Below are 16,135 nucleotides of genomic sequence, written 5' to 3'. Positions count from 1 at the left end.
TGGAGATTATGCATGGTTTACAGCCAAATCTGCTTCTGAAACACCGGTCACCAGTTTTACCATTTCGCGTTCTATTCCCTGCTCCAACATGGTTTGCGCTATACGCAATGCCGCTTCTTGTTTTCCTTGTTGTAGTCCTTGTTGTAGTCCTTCCTGTAATCCATCTAACCGTAACCGCTCTGCAATAGTCATTAGCCTCTCCTTGTGTTGGGGGATCCGTTGTGCCATCTCTTGCATAAACTCATTAAAGCGAGATTCATCGCCAGATTGTAGAATGTAATTAAACATCGCTTGTAATTGCGTGTCATTAGCGCATCCAGTAAGTAGCAGCGTGGTCAGTTGCTCTACAAGCGCTATCACCACATTCTCATTCTGCTGGAAGGCATTACGCTGAAATCCACCATGCCTACTCTTTACGCGCCGTCTCATAGGCCGCCAGCGTCGCCAGTCTTGCCTGTTTATGATCGACAATCGGACGAGGATAGTTAAGCGTAACCTGCGCTTTTTCAGCCCATGTCCACGGGTCATGAATGGCTTTACCCGGCACATCGCGCAGTTCCGGCAGCCACTGGCGGATAAACTCACCGTCGCGGTCAAATTTTTCGCCCTGAGTCGTGGGGTTAAAGATACGGAAATACGGTGCGGCGTCGGTCCCGGTTGAGGCCGCCCACTGCCAGCCGCCGTTATTGGCCGCCAGATCGCCATCGATCAGTTGCGACATAAAATATTGCTCGCCTTTACGCCAGTCGATCAGCAGATCTTTCACTAAAAAACTGGCCGTAATCATGCGTAATCGATTATGCATCCAGCCCGTGGCGTTGAGCTGACGCATCGCCGCATCCACAATCGGGTATCCCATGTTCCCTGTTTGCCAGGCATGCAAATGTGCCGGATTATTCTGCCATTGCACGCGATCGGTCCAACGGATAAACGGTTGATGCCGACACAGCGCCGGATGGTAAGTCATCAGATGACGATAAAATTCACGCCAGATAAGTTCGTTCAGCCAGACGCTGCCTTCCCCTCCTTCAAGCGCCTGCGGCTGCTCCGCGAGCAGTCGATTCAGGCACTGGCGCGGCGACAATCCCCCTGTCGCCAGGCTCGCGGATAATCGACTGGTACCGTCAACCGCAGGGAAATCACGCTGTTGCTCATATTCTCTCGCGGCCTGCTGGCAAAACTGGCGTAATTGCGCGATAGCCAGTTTTTCATCTGCCACAAACCGCTGCGCATCAAAATCTTGCTGCGGATAGCTCAGCGTTATTGATGTTAACGGAGCGTCAAGAGCGCCGCTTTCTCTCACCTTCGGCGCGCTAACGCATTCTGGAACACCCTCTTTAATCCGCTTTAGCCAGGCATTTTTAAACGGTGTAAAGACTTTATACATTTCGTGATTGCCGGTCATGACCGCCCCCGGAGGCAAGATCACGCTGTCGTCAAACCCTTCACACACCACATGGGGTAATGCCTTCTCAACGGCGACATCACGCTGACGTTCGTTTATTTCGTATTGATAGTTATAAAACAATCGGCTGACGCTATGCTGTGCGCAGACGTTTTTAACGGTTTCCACGCTGGCCGCAAAATCTGCGACTTCATCAAACAGAAGCGGGATGCCTTTTTCCGCCAGCGCCGCCTGCAACGCATTCAACTGCGCACTCACAAATGCCGCCTGACGTGGGGCCATTTCATGCGCCTTCCACTGCTCAGGAGTAGAGATATATAGCGCGATGACCTGCGCAGTACGATCCCGACAAGCCGCCGCCAGCGCGAGGTTGTCATGCAGACGTAAATCACGTCGAAACCAGACCAGATGGGTGGTCATAATACTCCCGGATATAAATTAATCATTGCCACTCGTTATCTATTACACCGACAAGTGTAGACGTCGGCGCATAAAAAAAACCGCCACATTACTGTGAGCGGTTTTCTTGAGCAAGAACGATAACTTAGTAGAAATCGCAGGTGGCTTTTTCAGCCTGCTCCATCCACACCGGTTTATCACTGGTTTTAGACCAGACGCGGTGCAGGTAGCTGTAAAAACGAGCGCGGTCTTTCCAGAACAGCATGACCGGTAGCGCCAGCACGCCCGCCACTACGGCAAAGGTACGGCGCAAGAAAACAATGTGTGCTGGATATTCTTTATAAAAGTCCATAATCCTCTCCCATATATCTATTCGGTGAATAGCACCGGAAAAATAAACTTGGTTAACTGATGAAAATAATACCGCCTTGTGTGTAATTTTGCTACTCATCCGACCACTTATTTTTATCTATTGATGCTCCGTTTAGCTTAAAACCGTAATTAAGTTACATAAAAGTTAAATTAATACTAACCATTAGTTAAATAATGGTTTTTGCCATTTTTATACTTTTTTTACACCCTACCCGCTGATTTTTGCGAAATCTTTGCAAGCAAAAACCTACGCTCTGGTTATCACATTTATGCCACTGGAGGTGCACTGTGAGTGCAGGCGTGATAACCGGCATTGTGCTGGTCTTTTTATTATTAGGTTACCTGGTCTATGCCCTGATCAATGCGGAGGCGTTCTGATGGCAGCCCAAGGATTTTTACTCATTGCCAGTTTCTTGCTGGTGCTATTTGTCATCGCCAGACCGTTGGGATTTGGGCTGGCTCGACTGATCAACAATACGCCCCTGCCGGGTCTGGTTGGCGCGGAGCATTTACTCTGGCGCGGTCTGGGCATCTCGCAGCAGGAGATGAACTGGCGGCAGTATCTGCTGGCTATCCTTGCTCTCAATGCGCTGGGCCTGCTGGTCCTGTTTTCGATGCTGATGGCGCAAAACCTGCTACCGTTAAATCCCCAACAACTGCCAGGGCTTTCGTGGGATCTGGCGCTCAACACGGCGGTGAGTTTTGTCACTAATACCAACTGGCAATCCTATGCTGGCGAAACCACCTTAAGCTATTTCAGCCAGATGGCCGGGTTGACCGTGCAGAATTTCCTGTCTGCGGCGACCGGAATTGCGGTGATTTTTGCCCTGACCCGCGCTTTCACACGCCAGAGTATGAACACGCTGGGCAACGCCTGGGTCGATCTGGTTCGCATTACGCTGTGGATCCTCGTCCCTATTGCGTTGCTCATTGCCCTGTTCTTCATTCAGCAAGGTACGTTGCAAAACATATTGCCTTATCAGCCCATCACCACCCTTGAAGGGGTGAAACAGCTGCTGCCAATGGGGCCAGTCGCCTCACAGGAAGCGATTAAGATGCTCGGCACTAACGGAGGGGGATTCTTTAACGCTAACTCATCGCATCCGTTTGAAAACCCAACCGCACTGACCAATCTGGTACAGATGCTGGCTATTTTCTTAATTCCCACCGCGCTGTGTTTTGCCTTTGGTGATGTAGTGGGCGATCGTCGTCAGGGGCGGACCTTACTGTGGGCCATGTCACTGATTTTTGCAGTCTGCGTTGCCGTCGTGATGTGGGCCGAAGTTCAGGGCAACCCGCACCTGATGGCATTCGGTGCCGACAGCAATATCAACATGGAGGGCAAGGAGAGCCGCTTTGGCGTGCTGGCCACGAGTCTCTTTTCCGTCGTCACCACGGCAGCATCCTGCGGGGCTGTCGATGCGATGCATGACTCCTTTACCGCACTGGGCGGCATGGTACCTATGTGGCTGATGCAGATTGGTGAAGTGGTCTTCGGCGGTGTGGGTTCAGGTCTGTACGGCATGCTGCTGTTCGTGCTGCTGGCGGTATTTATCGCCGGGTTAATGATTGGCCGTACGCCGGAGTATCTGGGTAAGAAAATCGACGTGCGCGAAATGAAAATGACCGCGCTGGCGATTCTGGTCACCCCTACGCTGGTCCTGCTCGGTACAGCGATCGCCATGATGAGCGATGCCGGGCGCAGCGCCATGCTTAATCCAGGTCCTCACGGCTTTAGTGAAGTCCTGTATGCCGTGTCGTCTGCCTCGAACAACAACGGTAGCGCCTTTGCCGGATTAAGCGCCAATAGCCCGTTCTGGAACTGCCTGCTGGCCCTGTGCATGTTCTTCGGTCGCTTCGGCGTGATCATCCCCGTGATGGCTATTGCCGGGTCGCTGGTCAGTAAAAAGATCCAGCCAGCAAGCCCAGGCACGCTACCTACCCACGGCGCGCTGTTTGTCGGGTTGTTAATCGGTACGGTGTTACTGGTTGGCGCTCTCACCTTTGTTCCTGCCCTGGCGCTTGGCCCGGTCGCAGAATACCTGTCATTACACTGAGTGATGCGGAGCACATTACTATGAGTCGCAAGCAACTGGCGCTGTTCGAACCCTCTCTGGTCGCACAGGCGCTGATGGACGCAGTGAAAAAATTAAGCCCACATACCCAGTGGCGTAACCCGGTGATGTTCATCGTCTGGCTGGGCAGTTTGTTAACGACACTGTTAACGGTAGCGATGGCAACAGGTCATATGCAGGGCAGCCCGTGGTTTACCGGCGCGATAAGTCTGTGGCTGTGGATTACCGTTCTGTTCGCCAACTTCGCTGAGGCGCTGGCGGAAGGTCGCAGTAAAGCTCAGGCTAATAGCCTAAAGGGAGTCAAAAAAACCGCCTTTGCCCGTAAACTTCGCGAACCCAAATACGGCGCGGCAATGGATCACGTTCCTGCCGATGATTTACGGAAAGGGGATATCGTGCTGGTGGAAGCTGGCGATATTATCCCGTGTGACGGCGAGGTCATTGAAGGTGGCGCATCAGTAGATGAAAGTGCCATTACCGGTGAATCTGCGCCTGTGATTCGTGAATCCGGTGGCGATTTCGCCTCCGTCACCGGCGGGACCCGCATCCTCTCCGACTGGCTGGTTATCGAATGCAGCGTAAACCCCGGTGAAACGTTCCTCGACCGGATGATCGCCATGGTTGAAGGCGCGCAGCGGCGTAAAACGCCCAATGAAATCGCCCTGACGATCCTGCTGATTGCCCTGACCATTATCTTTTTGCTGGCGACCGCCACGCTATGGCCGTTTTCCGCCTGGGGTGGTAGTGCGGTCAGCATCACGGTGCTGGTTGCCTTGCTTGTGTGCTTGATCCCTACAACGATAGGCGGACTGCTCTCAGCGATTGGCGTCGCCGGGATGAGCCGCATGCTGGGCGCGAATGTCATCGCTACCAGCGGACGTGCAGTAGAGGCGGCAGGTGACGTAGACGTACTGCTGCTGGATAAAACAGGCACCATTACGCTGGGTAACCGTCAGGCTTCGGATTTTCTGCCCGCCCACGGCGTGGACGAAAAAACGTTGGCCGACGCCGCACAGCTTTCATCGCTGGCCGATGAAACGCCGGAAGGCCGCAGCATCGTGATCCTGGCAAAACAGCGCTTTAATCTGCGTATTCGCGACGTGCAATCGCTGCACGCTACCTTTGTGCCGTTTACCGCCCAAAGCCGGATGAGCGGCATCAACATCGACAACCGAATGATCCGCAAAGGGTCGGTCGATGCCATTCGTCGGCACGTTGAAGCCAACGGCGGCCACTTTCCCGCCGATGTGGAGCAGAAGGTCGAAAGCGTCGCTCGCCTTGGCGCAACGCCGCTGGTGGTTGCCGAAGGCTCCCACGTACTGGGCGTGATTGCGCTGAAAGATATTGTGAAAGGCGGGATCAAAGAACGTTTTGCTCAACTGCGCAAAATGGGGATTAAAACGGTGATGATCACCGGCGATAACCGCCTGACCGCTGCCGCGATCGCCGCTGAGGCCGGAGTGGATGACTTCTTAGCTGAAGCCACGCCGGAAGCCAAGCTGGCGCTGATTCGTCAGTATCAAGCGGAAGGTCGTCTGGTGGCAATGACCGGCGACGGAACCAATGACGCTCCTGCCCTGGCGCAGGCCGATGTTGCGGTCGCCATGAACTCGGGAACTCAGGCAGCGAAAGAAGCAGGTAACATGGTGGATCTCGATTCCAACCCCACCAAACTGATTGAAGTAGTGCACATTGGTAAACAAATGCTGATGACGCGCGGTTCGCTGACCACTTTCAGTATTGCCAACGACGTCGCGAAGTATTTCGCTATTATCCCGGCCGCCTTCGCCGCCACCTATCCGCAGCTCAATGCGCTGAACGTGATGGGACTGCATTCGCCAGACTCGGCGATCCTCAGCGCGGTTATCTTTAACGCGCTGGTTATCGTCTTTCTGATCCCGCTGGCGCTAAAAGGCGTGAGCTACAAACCTTTGTCCGCATCCGCGATGTTGCGCCGCAATTTGTGGATCTATGGTCTGGGCGGTTTGGTTGTGCCGTTTATCGGTATCAAAGCGATTGATTTACTGCTGACCCTGCTGGGTCTGGTGTGAGGTTTCAGATGAGTGGATTACGTCCTGCATTATCAACATTGATTTTCCTGATGCTTATCACCGGCGGGGCTTACCCGTTGCTGACGACCGCGCTGGGGCAGTGGTGGTTTCCCCACCAGGCTAACGGTTCGCTTCTTAGCGAAGGTCAGGTGGTTCGCGGCTCTGAGCTCATCGGGCAACATTTTACCGCTGCCGGTTATTTTCAGGGGCGTCCGTCTGCCACAGCTGAAATGCCCTATAATCCAATGGCTTCAGGCGGCAGTAATCTGGCAGCCAGCAACCCGAAACTGGATAAACAGCTGCAAAGCCGGATTGCCGCGCTGCGTGCCGCCAACCCGCAGGCCAGTCCTGCCGTCCCGGTAGAGCTGGTAACGGCTTCTTCCAGCGGGCTGGATAACAACCTGACGCCAGCCGCGGTGGCCTGGCAAATTCCCCGCGTGGCGCAGGCTCGCAACCTCAGCGTTGAAGAGGTTACGCGGTTGGTTGCACAATATACGCAAAAGCCGTTGGTCAGTTTTATCGGTCAGCCGGTGGTGAACCTGGTGGAACTTAATTTAGCGCTGGATAAGCACTGAGAAAAAGGACATGCATAACGAACCCTTACGCCCCGACCCCGATCGCCTGCTGGAGCAGACCACGGCCCCGCACCGGGGAAAACTGAAAATTTTCTTCGGTGCCTGTGCTGGCGTCGGCAAAACCTGGGCCATGCTGGCAGAGGCCCAGCGACTGCGGGCGCAAGGGTTAGATGTGCTGATTGGCGTGGTGGAAACCCATGGACGCAAAGAGACCGCCGCGCTGTTGGACGGCCTCAGCATCTTGCCGCTAAAGCGACAAGCGCGTCACGGTCGCCATATCAATGAGTTCGATCTCGACGCGGCGCTGGCCCGCCGTCCGGCGCTCATTTTGATGGATGAACTGGCGCACAGTAATGCGCCAGGCTCACGGCATCCTAAGCGCTGGCAGGACATTGAAGAGCTGCTGGAAGCCGGGATTGATGTTTTTACTACCGTTAACGTGCAGCACCTGGAAAGTCTCAATGACGTGGTCAGCGGCGTTACCGGCATTCAGGTTCGTGAAACCGTACCCGACCCTTTTTTCGATGCCGCCGACGATGTGGTGCTGGTCGATCTCCCCCCCGACGATTTGCGCCAGCGCCTGAACGAAGGCAAGGTTTATATCGCCGGTCAGGCAGAAAGAGCAATTGAGCATTTCTTTCGCAAAGGTAATCTGATCGCGCTACGTGAACTTGCCCTGCGCCGCACGGCTGATCGGGTAGACGATCAGATGCGCGCCTGGCGAGGACGTCCGGGAGAGGAGAAAGTCTGGCATACCCGCGACGCTATTTTACTGTGCATTGGGCACAATACCGGCAGCGAAAAACTGGTACGCGCCGCCGCACGTCTGGCGGCGCGTCTCGGCAGCGTCTGGCATGCGGTGTATGTCGAAACGCCAGCGCTGCACCGACTGCCCGAAAAACAACGCCGCGCAATTTTAAGCGCTCTGCGGCTGGCTCAGGAGTTAGGCGCAGAAACAGCTACCCTTTCCGACCCCGCCGAAGACAAAGCGGTCATCCACTATGCCCGTGAGCATAATCTGGGAAAAATTGTGCTCGGGCGTCCGACTACGCGTCGCTGGTGGCGTAGCGATTCCTTTGCCGACAAACTCGCTCATCGCGCACCGGATCTCGACCTGATGATTGTTGCGCTCGATGAGCCCCCTTCACGCCCTGTGCTGCAAACGGCTGATAGTCGCACCTTTAAGGATAAATGGCGGGTACAAATTCAGGGTTGTGTGGTTGCCGTTGCGCTGTGCGCCATTATTACGCTAATCGCCATGCAGTGGCTAATGGCCTTTGACGCCGCCAACCTGGTGATGATCTATTTATTGGGTGTGGTGGTTATCGCACTCTTTTACGGACGCTGGCCATCAGTACTGGCAACCTTTATTAACGTCGCCAGCTTCGATCTCTTCTTTATTGCCCCACGCGGGACGCTGGCCGTTTCAGACGTTCAGTACCTGCTCACCTTTGCCGTAATGCTAACGGTAGGGCTGGTTATTGGTAATCTGACCGCCGGGGTGCGTTATCAGGCGCGGGTTGCGCGTTATCGTGAACAGCGTACGCGTCATTTGTATGAGATGTCGAAAGCGCTGGCCGTCGGTCGGAGTCAGACGGATATCGCCGCCACCAGTGAACAGTTTATCGCTTCAACGTTTCAGGCCCGCAGCCAGGTTTTACTGCCCGGTGAGAACGGTAAGCTGGCCCCGCTCACCCATCAACAGGGCATGACACCGTGGGATGACGCCATTGCCCAATGGAGCTTTGACAAAGGGCAACCGGCCGGTGCAGGCACCGACACGTTACCGGGCGTGCCGTATCAGATTTTACCGTTAAAAAGCGCCGATAAAACGCATGGGCTGCTGGTGGTCGAACCGGGAAATTTACGTCAGCTTATGATCCCCGAACAGCAACGCCTGCTGGAAACCTTCACTCTACTGGTAGCCAGTGCGCTGGAGCGCCTGACGCTTACCGCCAGCGAAGAGCAGGCGCGGTTTGCCAGCGAGCGCGAAAGCATTCGCAACGCCCTGCTCGCTGCTCTGTCCCACGATTTGCGCACGCCGTTGACGGTGTTGTTCGGTCAGGCGGAAATCTTAACACTGGATCTGGCCAGCGAGGGATCGCCGCACGCGCGCCAGGCCAGTGAGATTCGCCAGCACGTTCTGAATACTACCCAACTGGTTAATAACCTGCTGGATATGGCGCGAATTCAGTCTGGCGGCTTTAATCTTAAGAAGGAGTGGTTAACGCTGGAAGAGGTGGTCGGCAGCGCCCTGCAAATGCTGGAGCCCGGTCTCTCTGCCCCGATAAATCTGTCGTTACCTGAACCGTTAACACTGATTCACGTCGATGGTCCGCTCTTTGAACGGGTGCTGATTAATCTGCTGGAAAACGCCGTCAAATACGCGGGGCCACAGGCGCAAATCGGTATTGATGCCAGCGTCGATGGCGCACATCTGCAACTGGACGTCTGGGATAATGGGCCGGGTATTCCGTCGGGTATGGAACAGCGCGTTTTTGACAAATTTTCCCGGGGAAATAAAGAGTCATCGGTGCCCGGCGTTGGGCTGGGGCTGGCAATTTGTCAGGCTATTGTGGACGTGCACGGCGGTACTATTTCGGTCCACAATCGCGCGCAAGGAGGAGCCTGTTTTCGTGTTACACTGCCCCAGGAAATTCCCCCTGAACTTGAAGATTTTCATGAGGATATGTGACGAACGTACTGATTGTTGAAGATGAACATGCCATTCGCCGCTTTCTGCGCACCGCGCTGGAAGCCGATGGCCTGCGTGTATATGAAGCGGAAACGCTGCAACGTGGTCTGTTGGAAGCCGCCACGCGAAAACCCGATCTCATCATTCTCGATCTCGGCCTGCCGGACGGCGACGGCATTGATTTTATTCGCGACCTGCGACAATGGAGCGCGATTCCGGTGATTGTGCTTTCAGCCCGCAGTGAGGAAAGCGATAAAATTGCTGCGCTGGATGCCGGTGCCGATGACTATCTCAGTAAACCCTTTGGTATTGGCGAGCTACAGGCGAGATTGCGCGTGGCATTGCGTCGCCACGCCAGCGGTGCGTCTCCCGAACCGGTGGTACATTTTTCCAACGTCAAAGTGGATATTGCCGCACGCCTCGTTCACCGAAGTGACGAGGAAATTCATTTGACGCCGATTGAGTTTCGCCTGTTAGCGGTTCTGCTAAATAATGCCGGGAAGGTACTGACGCAACGCCAGTTGTTAAATCAGGTTTGGGGACCAAACGCCGTCGAACATAGTCACTATCTACGTATTTATATGGGACACCTGCGCCAGAAGCTGGAACAGGACCCGGCCCGTCCGCGTCATTTTCTGACCGAAACCGGAATTGGCTATCGGTTTATGCCGTGAATTCTTATTCATTTTTTCTGATTAATTAATAAATATATTTTTCATTACTCACTCCACTGCATAATACTTATTATGCAGCCAGTAGAATATTGTAAAAAAAATAATAAAATACAAATAAATAACATATAAACAACAAAGCAGCATCTTGTCCCGCACTATGCATAAATGGCGACTAAATATTTTATAAACGATCGTTTTTTATTGATCTTCTTCACAGTTCATAGCCATTTCCTGGATAAAATACCCGCACCTTCCACTTATCCAGTAAAGGTAACTAAAATGGAAAATAATAGCCGTACAATGCCACATATAAGGCGAACAACGCATATTATGATGTTTGCCCACCGCAACAGTTTCGACTTTCATTTCTTTAATGCCCGTTAGTCTTCCGACTAAGGGCACTCAAGTATACAGGTCTTCCTGACTCTCTGTATCGCAGGCTAACGCCTGTATCCGCAGTGCTCTCCCTGCATAACCCTGTATTACCTGTGACCGGACCGGTTAGGGTTTATTGCATCTTCAAAAAAGCAATTTACTGATTTATTTATCAGCGGTATGACTTTGCTTTTTTTTCCGGAGTTATCAATTTCTCATTTGAGAAATTGAGGACCTGCTATTACCTAAAAATAAAGAGATGAAAATGTCAGAATTAAAAATTGCCGTAAGCCGTTCCTGTCCTGATTGTTTTTCTACGCAGCGTTCTTGCGTAAATATCGATGAAAGTAATTTTATTGATGTTGCTGCTATCGTGTTATCCATCAATGATATTGAACGTGGAAAACTCGATGAAATTGACGCCACCGGCTATGGGATTCCTGTTTTTATCGCCACCGAAAATGAAGAACGTGTTCCATCTGAACATCTGCCGCGGATCTCAGGTGTATTCGAATGTAATGAAGCCCGTACCGCCTTTTATGGCCGGCAGTTAGAAACCGCCGCCAGCCATTATGAAACGCAGTTACGTCCGCCGTTCTTCCGTGCGCTTGTCGACTATGTCAATCAGGGTAACAGCGCCTTTGATTGTCCTGGTCATCAGGGGGGCGAGTTTTTCCGTCGCCATCCTGCGGGTAATCAGTTTGTCGAATATTTCGGCGAAACACTTTTCCGCTCCGATTTGTGTAATGCCGATGTCGCAATGGGTGATCTGCTGATTCACGAAGGCGCTCCCTGCATCGCACAACAGCACGCAGCTAAAGTTTTCAACGCGGATAAGACCTACTTTGTACTGAACGGGACCTCCTCATCGAACAAAGTGGTGCTTAACGCATTGCTCACCCCAGGCGATCTGGTGTTATTCGACCGCAACAACCACAAGTCAAACCACCACGGCGCGTTATTGCAGGCCGGGGCAACGCCGGTATATCTGGAAACCGCGCGTAACCCGTACGGCTTTATCGGCGGGATCGACGCGCACTGCTTTGAAGAAGGCTATCTACGTGAACAGGTGAGTGAAGTTGCGCCACAACGTTCGAAAGATGAGCGTCCGTTCCGTCTGGCCGTGATTCAGTTAGGTACCTACGACGGCACAATCTATAACGCCCGTCAGGTGGTGGATAAGATCGGTCATCTGTGCGACTACATCCTGTTTGACTCCGCGTGGGTTGGCTATGAGCAGTTTATTCCGATGATGGCCGATTGCTCTCCGCTGTTGCTGGATCTTAACGAAAATGACCCCGGCATTCTGGTCACCCAGTCAGTGCACAAACAACAGGCAGGCTTCTCTCAGACTTCGCAGATCCACAAAAAAGACAGCCATATTAAAGGCCAGTCTCGCTACGTGCCTCATAAACGAATGAATAACGCGTTCATGATGCACGCCTCCACCAGCCCGTTCTATCCGCTCTTTGCCGCACTGGACATCAACGCCAAAATGCATGAAGGCGTCAGCGGGCGCAACATGTGGATGGACTGCGTCGTCAACGGAATTGATACTCGTAAGTTGATCCTGGAAAACTGCCACCATATCCGCCCGTTCGTGCCGGAGATAGTAGAAGGTAAACCGTGGCAGGCTTATCCCACCGCTGAAATCGCCAGCGACCTGCGTTTCTTCCATTTTGTCCCCGGTGAACACTGGCATGCTTTTGAAGGGTATGCCGAACACCAGTACTTTGTGGATCCATGCAAATTGCTGCTCACCACTCCGGGTATTAATGCACGTAACGGCGAATACGATACCTTCGGCGTTCCGGCTACCATTCTGGCTAACTTCCTGCGCGAAAATGGTGTGGTGCCCGAAAAATGCGACCTCAACTCCATCCTGTTCCTGCTGACCCCCGCAGAAGATATGGCGAAGTTGCAGCAGCTTGTCGCCCTGCTGGTACGTTTCGAAAAACTGCTGGAAGCCGATGCCCCGCTAGCCGAGGTTCTGCCTTCGATCTACAAGCAGCATGAAGCCCGTTACGCCGGTTACACCCTGCGCCAGCTGTGCCAGGAGATGCACGATTTGTATGCGCGTCACAACGTGAAGCAGCTCCAGAAAGAGATGTTCCGTAAGGCACATTTCCCGCGCGTCAGCATGAATCCCCAGGATGCCAACTATGCATATCTGCGTGGTGAAGTTGAACTGGTGCGTCTGCCGGACGCTGAAGGTCGCATCGCGGCAGAAGGCGCGCTGCCTTATCCTCCGGGCGTACTGTGTGTGGTTCCGGGTGAAATCTGGGGCGGTTCAGTATTACGTTATTTCAGCGCACTGGAAGAAGGAATCAATTTGCTACCGGGTTTTGCGCCTGAACTCCAGGGTGTCTACATCGAAGAACAAGACGGTCGTAAACAGGTGTGGTGCTACGTGATTAAGCAACAAAGCGCGCAACACGCTCTGTTGAAAGGGGAAATGTTATGAGCAAAGCCAAATCCAACAAAATGGGCGTCGTCCAGCTCACTATCCTGACCATGGTTAATATGATGGGATCCGGAATCATCATGTTGCCCACCAAGCTTGCGGAAGTCGGTACTATCTCGATCATCTCGTGGCTGGTGACTGCTGTCGGTTCAATGGCGCTGGCCTGGGCCTTCGCAAAATGCGGTATGTTCAGCCGTAAATCCGGTGGTATGGGGGGTTACGCTGAATACGCCTTTGGCAAATCCGGTAACTTTATGGCGAACTACACTTATGGCGTTTCGCTGTTAATCGCCAACGTGGCTATCGCCATCTCCGCCGTTGGCTACGGTACCGAGCTGTTTGGCGCCACACTGACACCGGTGCAGATTGGCCTGGCAACCATTGGTGTACTGTGGATCTGTACCGTGGCTAACTTTGGCGGGGCGCGCATTACCGGGCAGATCAGCAGCATCACCGTTTGGGGCGTCATTATTCCGGTTGTCGGTCTGTGTATCATCGGCTGGTTCTGGTTCAGTCCGACGCTGTACGCTAACTCCTGGAATCCACACCACGTCCCGTTCTTCACGGCTGTCGGCTCTTCCATTGCGATGACCTTGTGGGCTTTTCTGGGTCTGGAATCGGCCTGCGCCAACGCTGAAGTGGTAGACAACCCGGAACGCAACGTGCCCATCGCCGTATTGGGCGGTACGCTGGGCGCGGCGGTGATTTACATCATCTCCACCAACGTGATAGCCGGGATTGTGCCGAATATGGATCTGGCGAACTCTACGGCACCGTTCGGTTTAGCCTTTGCACAAATGTTCACCCCGGAAGTCGGTAAGGTGATCATGGCGCTGATGGTGATGTCCTGCTGCGGTTCACTGCTGGGCTGGCAGTTCACTATCGCTCAGGTATTCAAATCGTCGGCTGATGGGGGTTACTTCCCTAAAATCTTCTCTCGCGTGACCAAAGTAGACGCGCCGGTACAGGGGATGCTGGCTATCGTGATCATCCAGAGTGGTTTATCGCTGATGACTATCAGCCCGTCACTGAACAGTCAGTTCAACGTGCTGGTCAACCTGGCGGTGGTAACGAACATCATTCCGTATATTCTGTCGATGGCCGCGCTGGTAATTATTCAAAAAATGGCGAATGTTCCGTCGTCGAAAGCGAAACCGGCAAACTTCGTGGCGTTTGTTGGCGCATTGTACAGCTTCTATGCGCTCTACTCCTCTGGCGAAGAAGCAATGCTTTATGGTTCTATCGTGACCTTCCTCGGCTGGACGCTGTATGGCCTGGTATCACCGCGTTTTGAACTGAAAAATAAGCATAGTTAAATCCTGGCATAAAAAAGCCCGGTAGCGCTAACGCTTACCGGGCCTACAAAACGCGTCAGTACAAACAAGACTTACGCGTTTTTCAGCACTTCGCTGACAATCTCAACAGCTTCTTTTTCGATCTGCTTGCGATGTTCTTCACCAAGGAAGCTCTCGCAGTAGATTTTATAAGCGTCTTCAGTACCTGACGGACGCGCAGCAAACCAGCCGTTGTCAGTCATCACCTTCAGACCGCCGATAGAAGCACCGTTACCCGGTGCCGCCGTCAGACGTGCCGTGATCGGGTCGCCCGCCAGCGTGCTGGCACTCACCATTTCCGGAGACAGCTTAGACAGCGCCGCTTTCTGCGCGGAGGTCGCGCTTGCCTGCAGTCGGTTGTAGCTTGGCGCGCCGAAGCGGGCAGCCAGTTCGTTGTAGTGCTCTTGCGGATTCTTACCAGTCACTGCGGTAATTTCTGCCGCCAGCAGGCACATGATGATGCCGTCTTTGTCGGTCGACCACGGTGTACCGTCAAAGCGCAGGAAAGAAGCGCCCGCGCTCTCTTCACCACCAAAGCCAAAGCTGCCGTCAAACAGACCGTCAACGAACCATTTAAAGCCAACCGGAACTTCGACCAGTTTACGCCCTAAATCATTCACTACGCGGTCAATCATCGCCGAAGAGACCAGCGTCTTACCAACGGCAACGTCTTTGCCCCACTGCGGACGATGCTGGAACAGGTAGTTGATCGCCACCGCCAGGTAGTGGTTCGGATTCATCAGGCCCGCCGGGGTGACGATACCGTGACGGTCGTAGTCCGGATCGTTGGCAAAGGCCAGATCGAACTTGTCACGCAGCGCCAACAGTCCCGCCATCGCGCACTCGGAGGAGCAGTCCATACGGATTGCGCCATCTTTGTCGAGATGCATAAAGCGGAAAGTCTGATCAACGTGATCGTTAACGATAGTCAGGTTCAGGTTGTAGTGCTTGGCAATACGCTTCCAGTATTCGATACCGGAACCGCCAAGCGGATCGACGCCCAGCGTCAGGCCCGCTTTCTGGATCGCCGCCATGTCGACGATGTCGGCCAGTCCTTCAACAAACGGCTGAACCAGGTCCTGCTCTTTTACATGACCAGATGCCAGCGCAGCATCCAGCGACATACGCTTCACGCCTTGCAGACCATCAGCCAGCAGAGCGTTAGCCCTGTCTTCCACCACTTTGGTGACGTTAGTATCTGCCGGACCACCGTTTGGCGGGTTGTATTTAATGCCACCATCTTCCGGCGGATTGTGGGACGGCGTGATCACAATGCCGTCAGCCAGCGGGCCGCCTTTTTTGTTGTGGACCAGGATAGCATTCGACACGGCAGGGGTTGGCGTAAAGCCGTTATTTTCCTGCACGATGACGTCCACGCCGTTCGCTGCCAGCACTTCCAGTACAGAGATAAAAGCCGGTTCAGACAGCGCGTGGGTATCCTTGCCCACATAGCACGGGCCAGTGATCCCGTTTTTCGCACGTTCTTCAGCAATCGCCTGAGCGATAGCCAGAATATGCGGCTCGTTAAAACTATGACGACCTGCACTGCCGCGATGTCCGGACGTACCGAACTTGACGGCGTGCTCAGCGTTCCCTGCTGTTGGTTTCAGTACATAGTACTGTGCCGTCAGTTGGGCGACGTTAATCAAATCACTCTGTTGCGCAGGTTGACCTGCACGGTTGTGGATTGCCATTGCCTGGTCCTTCTAATGCAAG

The 16,135-nt window shown here is 53.6% G+C and carries 12 protein-coding genes and 1 pseudogene; 9 read left to right on the top strand and 4 right to left on the bottom strand.

Features of this window, described 5'->3' with window-relative positions; translation table 11 throughout:
* Positions 1 to 6: 6 nt before the first annotated feature.
* The 3 genes and pseudogenes from OGV38_RS13090 to OGV38_RS13080 all read right to left on the bottom strand — a co-directional run.
* A pseudogene (locus OGV38_RS13090) lies at positions 7 to 360 on the bottom strand (Rpn/YhgA-type helix-turn-helix domain-containing protein); the annotation flags it as partial.
* Positions 361 to 406: 46 nt separating this feature from the next.
* Positions 407 to 1,825 (bottom strand): deoxyribodipyrimidine photo-lyase, encoded by a 1,419-nt coding sequence (phrB, locus tag OGV38_RS13085; RefSeq protein ID WP_286473458.1) that lies wholly within the window; start codon positions 1,823 to 1,825, stop codon positions 407 to 409.
* Positions 1,826 to 1,949: 124 nt separating this feature from the next.
* A complete protein-coding gene (locus OGV38_RS13080) occupies positions 1,950 to 2,156 on the bottom strand; it encodes a YbfA family protein (RefSeq protein WP_003022870.1) in 207 nt (68 codons plus the stop codon).
* Positions 2,157 to 2,464: 308 nt separating this feature from the next.
* Here OGV38_RS13080 and kdpF point away from each other — a divergent pair, with 308 nt between their 5' ends.
* From kdpF to potE, 9 genes are all read left to right on the top strand, one after another.
* On the top strand, positions 2,465 to 2,554 hold the full coding sequence (kdpF, locus tag OGV38_RS13075; protein WP_001670793.1) for a K(+)-transporting ATPase subunit F: 90 nt from the start codon (positions 2,465 to 2,467) through the stop codon (positions 2,552 to 2,554).
* A complete protein-coding gene (kdpA, locus tag OGV38_RS13070; RefSeq protein ID WP_046274707.1) occupies positions 2,554 to 4,233 on the top strand; it encodes a potassium-transporting ATPase subunit KdpA in 1,680 nt (559 codons plus the stop codon). Before kdpF ends, kdpA begins: the two co-directional genes overlap by 1 nt.
* Before the next feature lie 20 nt (positions 4,234 to 4,253).
* Positions 4,254 to 6,302: a potassium-transporting ATPase subunit KdpB gene (gene kdpB / locus OGV38_RS13065; protein WP_016152268.1), complete on the top strand. Its 2,049-nt coding sequence runs from the start codon at positions 4,254 to 4,256 to the stop codon at positions 6,300 to 6,302.
* An 8-nt stretch (positions 6,303 to 6,310) separates the two neighbouring features.
* Entirely contained in the window at positions 6,311 to 6,877 is a 567-nt protein-coding gene (kdpC, locus tag OGV38_RS13060) for a potassium-transporting ATPase subunit KdpC (RefSeq protein ID WP_103283627.1), read from the top strand.
* Positions 6,878 to 6,887: 10 nt separating this feature from the next.
* Positions 6,888 to 9,572 (top strand): two-component system sensor histidine kinase KdpD, encoded by a 2,685-nt coding sequence (kdpD, locus tag OGV38_RS13055; protein ID WP_075846909.1) that lies wholly within the window; start codon positions 6,888 to 6,890, stop codon positions 9,570 to 9,572.
* A complete protein-coding gene (kdpE, locus tag OGV38_RS13050) occupies positions 9,569 to 10,246 on the top strand; it encodes a two-component system response regulator KdpE (RefSeq protein WP_286473453.1) in 678 nt (225 codons plus the stop codon). The genes kdpD and kdpE overlap by 4 nt, the downstream gene beginning before the upstream one ends.
* A 279-nt stretch (positions 10,247 to 10,525) precedes the next feature.
* Positions 10,526 to 10,630, top strand: coding sequence for a leader peptide SpeFL (gene speFL / locus OGV38_RS13045; protein ID WP_114149115.1), 105 nt, complete (start codon positions 10,526 to 10,528; stop codon positions 10,628 to 10,630).
* A gap of 256 nt (positions 10,631 to 10,886) precedes the next feature.
* Positions 10,887 to 13,085, top strand: a complete 2,199-nt coding sequence (gene speF, locus OGV38_RS13040; protein WP_104651697.1) for an ornithine decarboxylase SpeF — start codon at positions 10,887 to 10,889, stop codon at positions 13,083 to 13,085.
* Positions 13,082 to 14,401, top strand: a complete 1,320-nt coding sequence (gene potE / locus OGV38_RS13035) for a putrescine-ornithine antiporter (RefSeq protein WP_016155987.1) — start codon at positions 13,082 to 13,084, stop codon at positions 14,399 to 14,401. The genes speF and potE overlap by 4 nt, the downstream gene beginning before the upstream one ends.
* 71 nt (positions 14,402 to 14,472) lie before the next feature.
* On the opposite strand, the gene pgm is transcribed toward potE, so the two are convergent.
* Positions 14,473 to 16,113 carry a phosphoglucomutase (alpha-D-glucose-1,6-bisphosphate-dependent) gene (gene pgm, locus OGV38_RS13030; RefSeq protein WP_016152262.1) on the bottom strand — a complete coding sequence of 547 codons (1,641 nt, stop codon included), beginning with the start codon at positions 16,111 to 16,113 and terminating at the stop codon, positions 14,473 to 14,475.
* Between the last annotated feature and the right edge of the window lie 22 nt (positions 16,114 to 16,135).

Origin of the sequence: Citrobacter sp. Cb080, assembly GCF_030334745.1 — a bacterium.
In the GTDB taxonomy this organism is placed as follows: Bacteria; Pseudomonadota; Gammaproteobacteria; order Enterobacterales; family Enterobacteriaceae; genus Citrobacter; species Citrobacter braakii.
The sequence above is the reverse complement of the archived record's forward strand: the minus strand, read 5'-3'. Positions and strand labels throughout refer to the sequence as shown.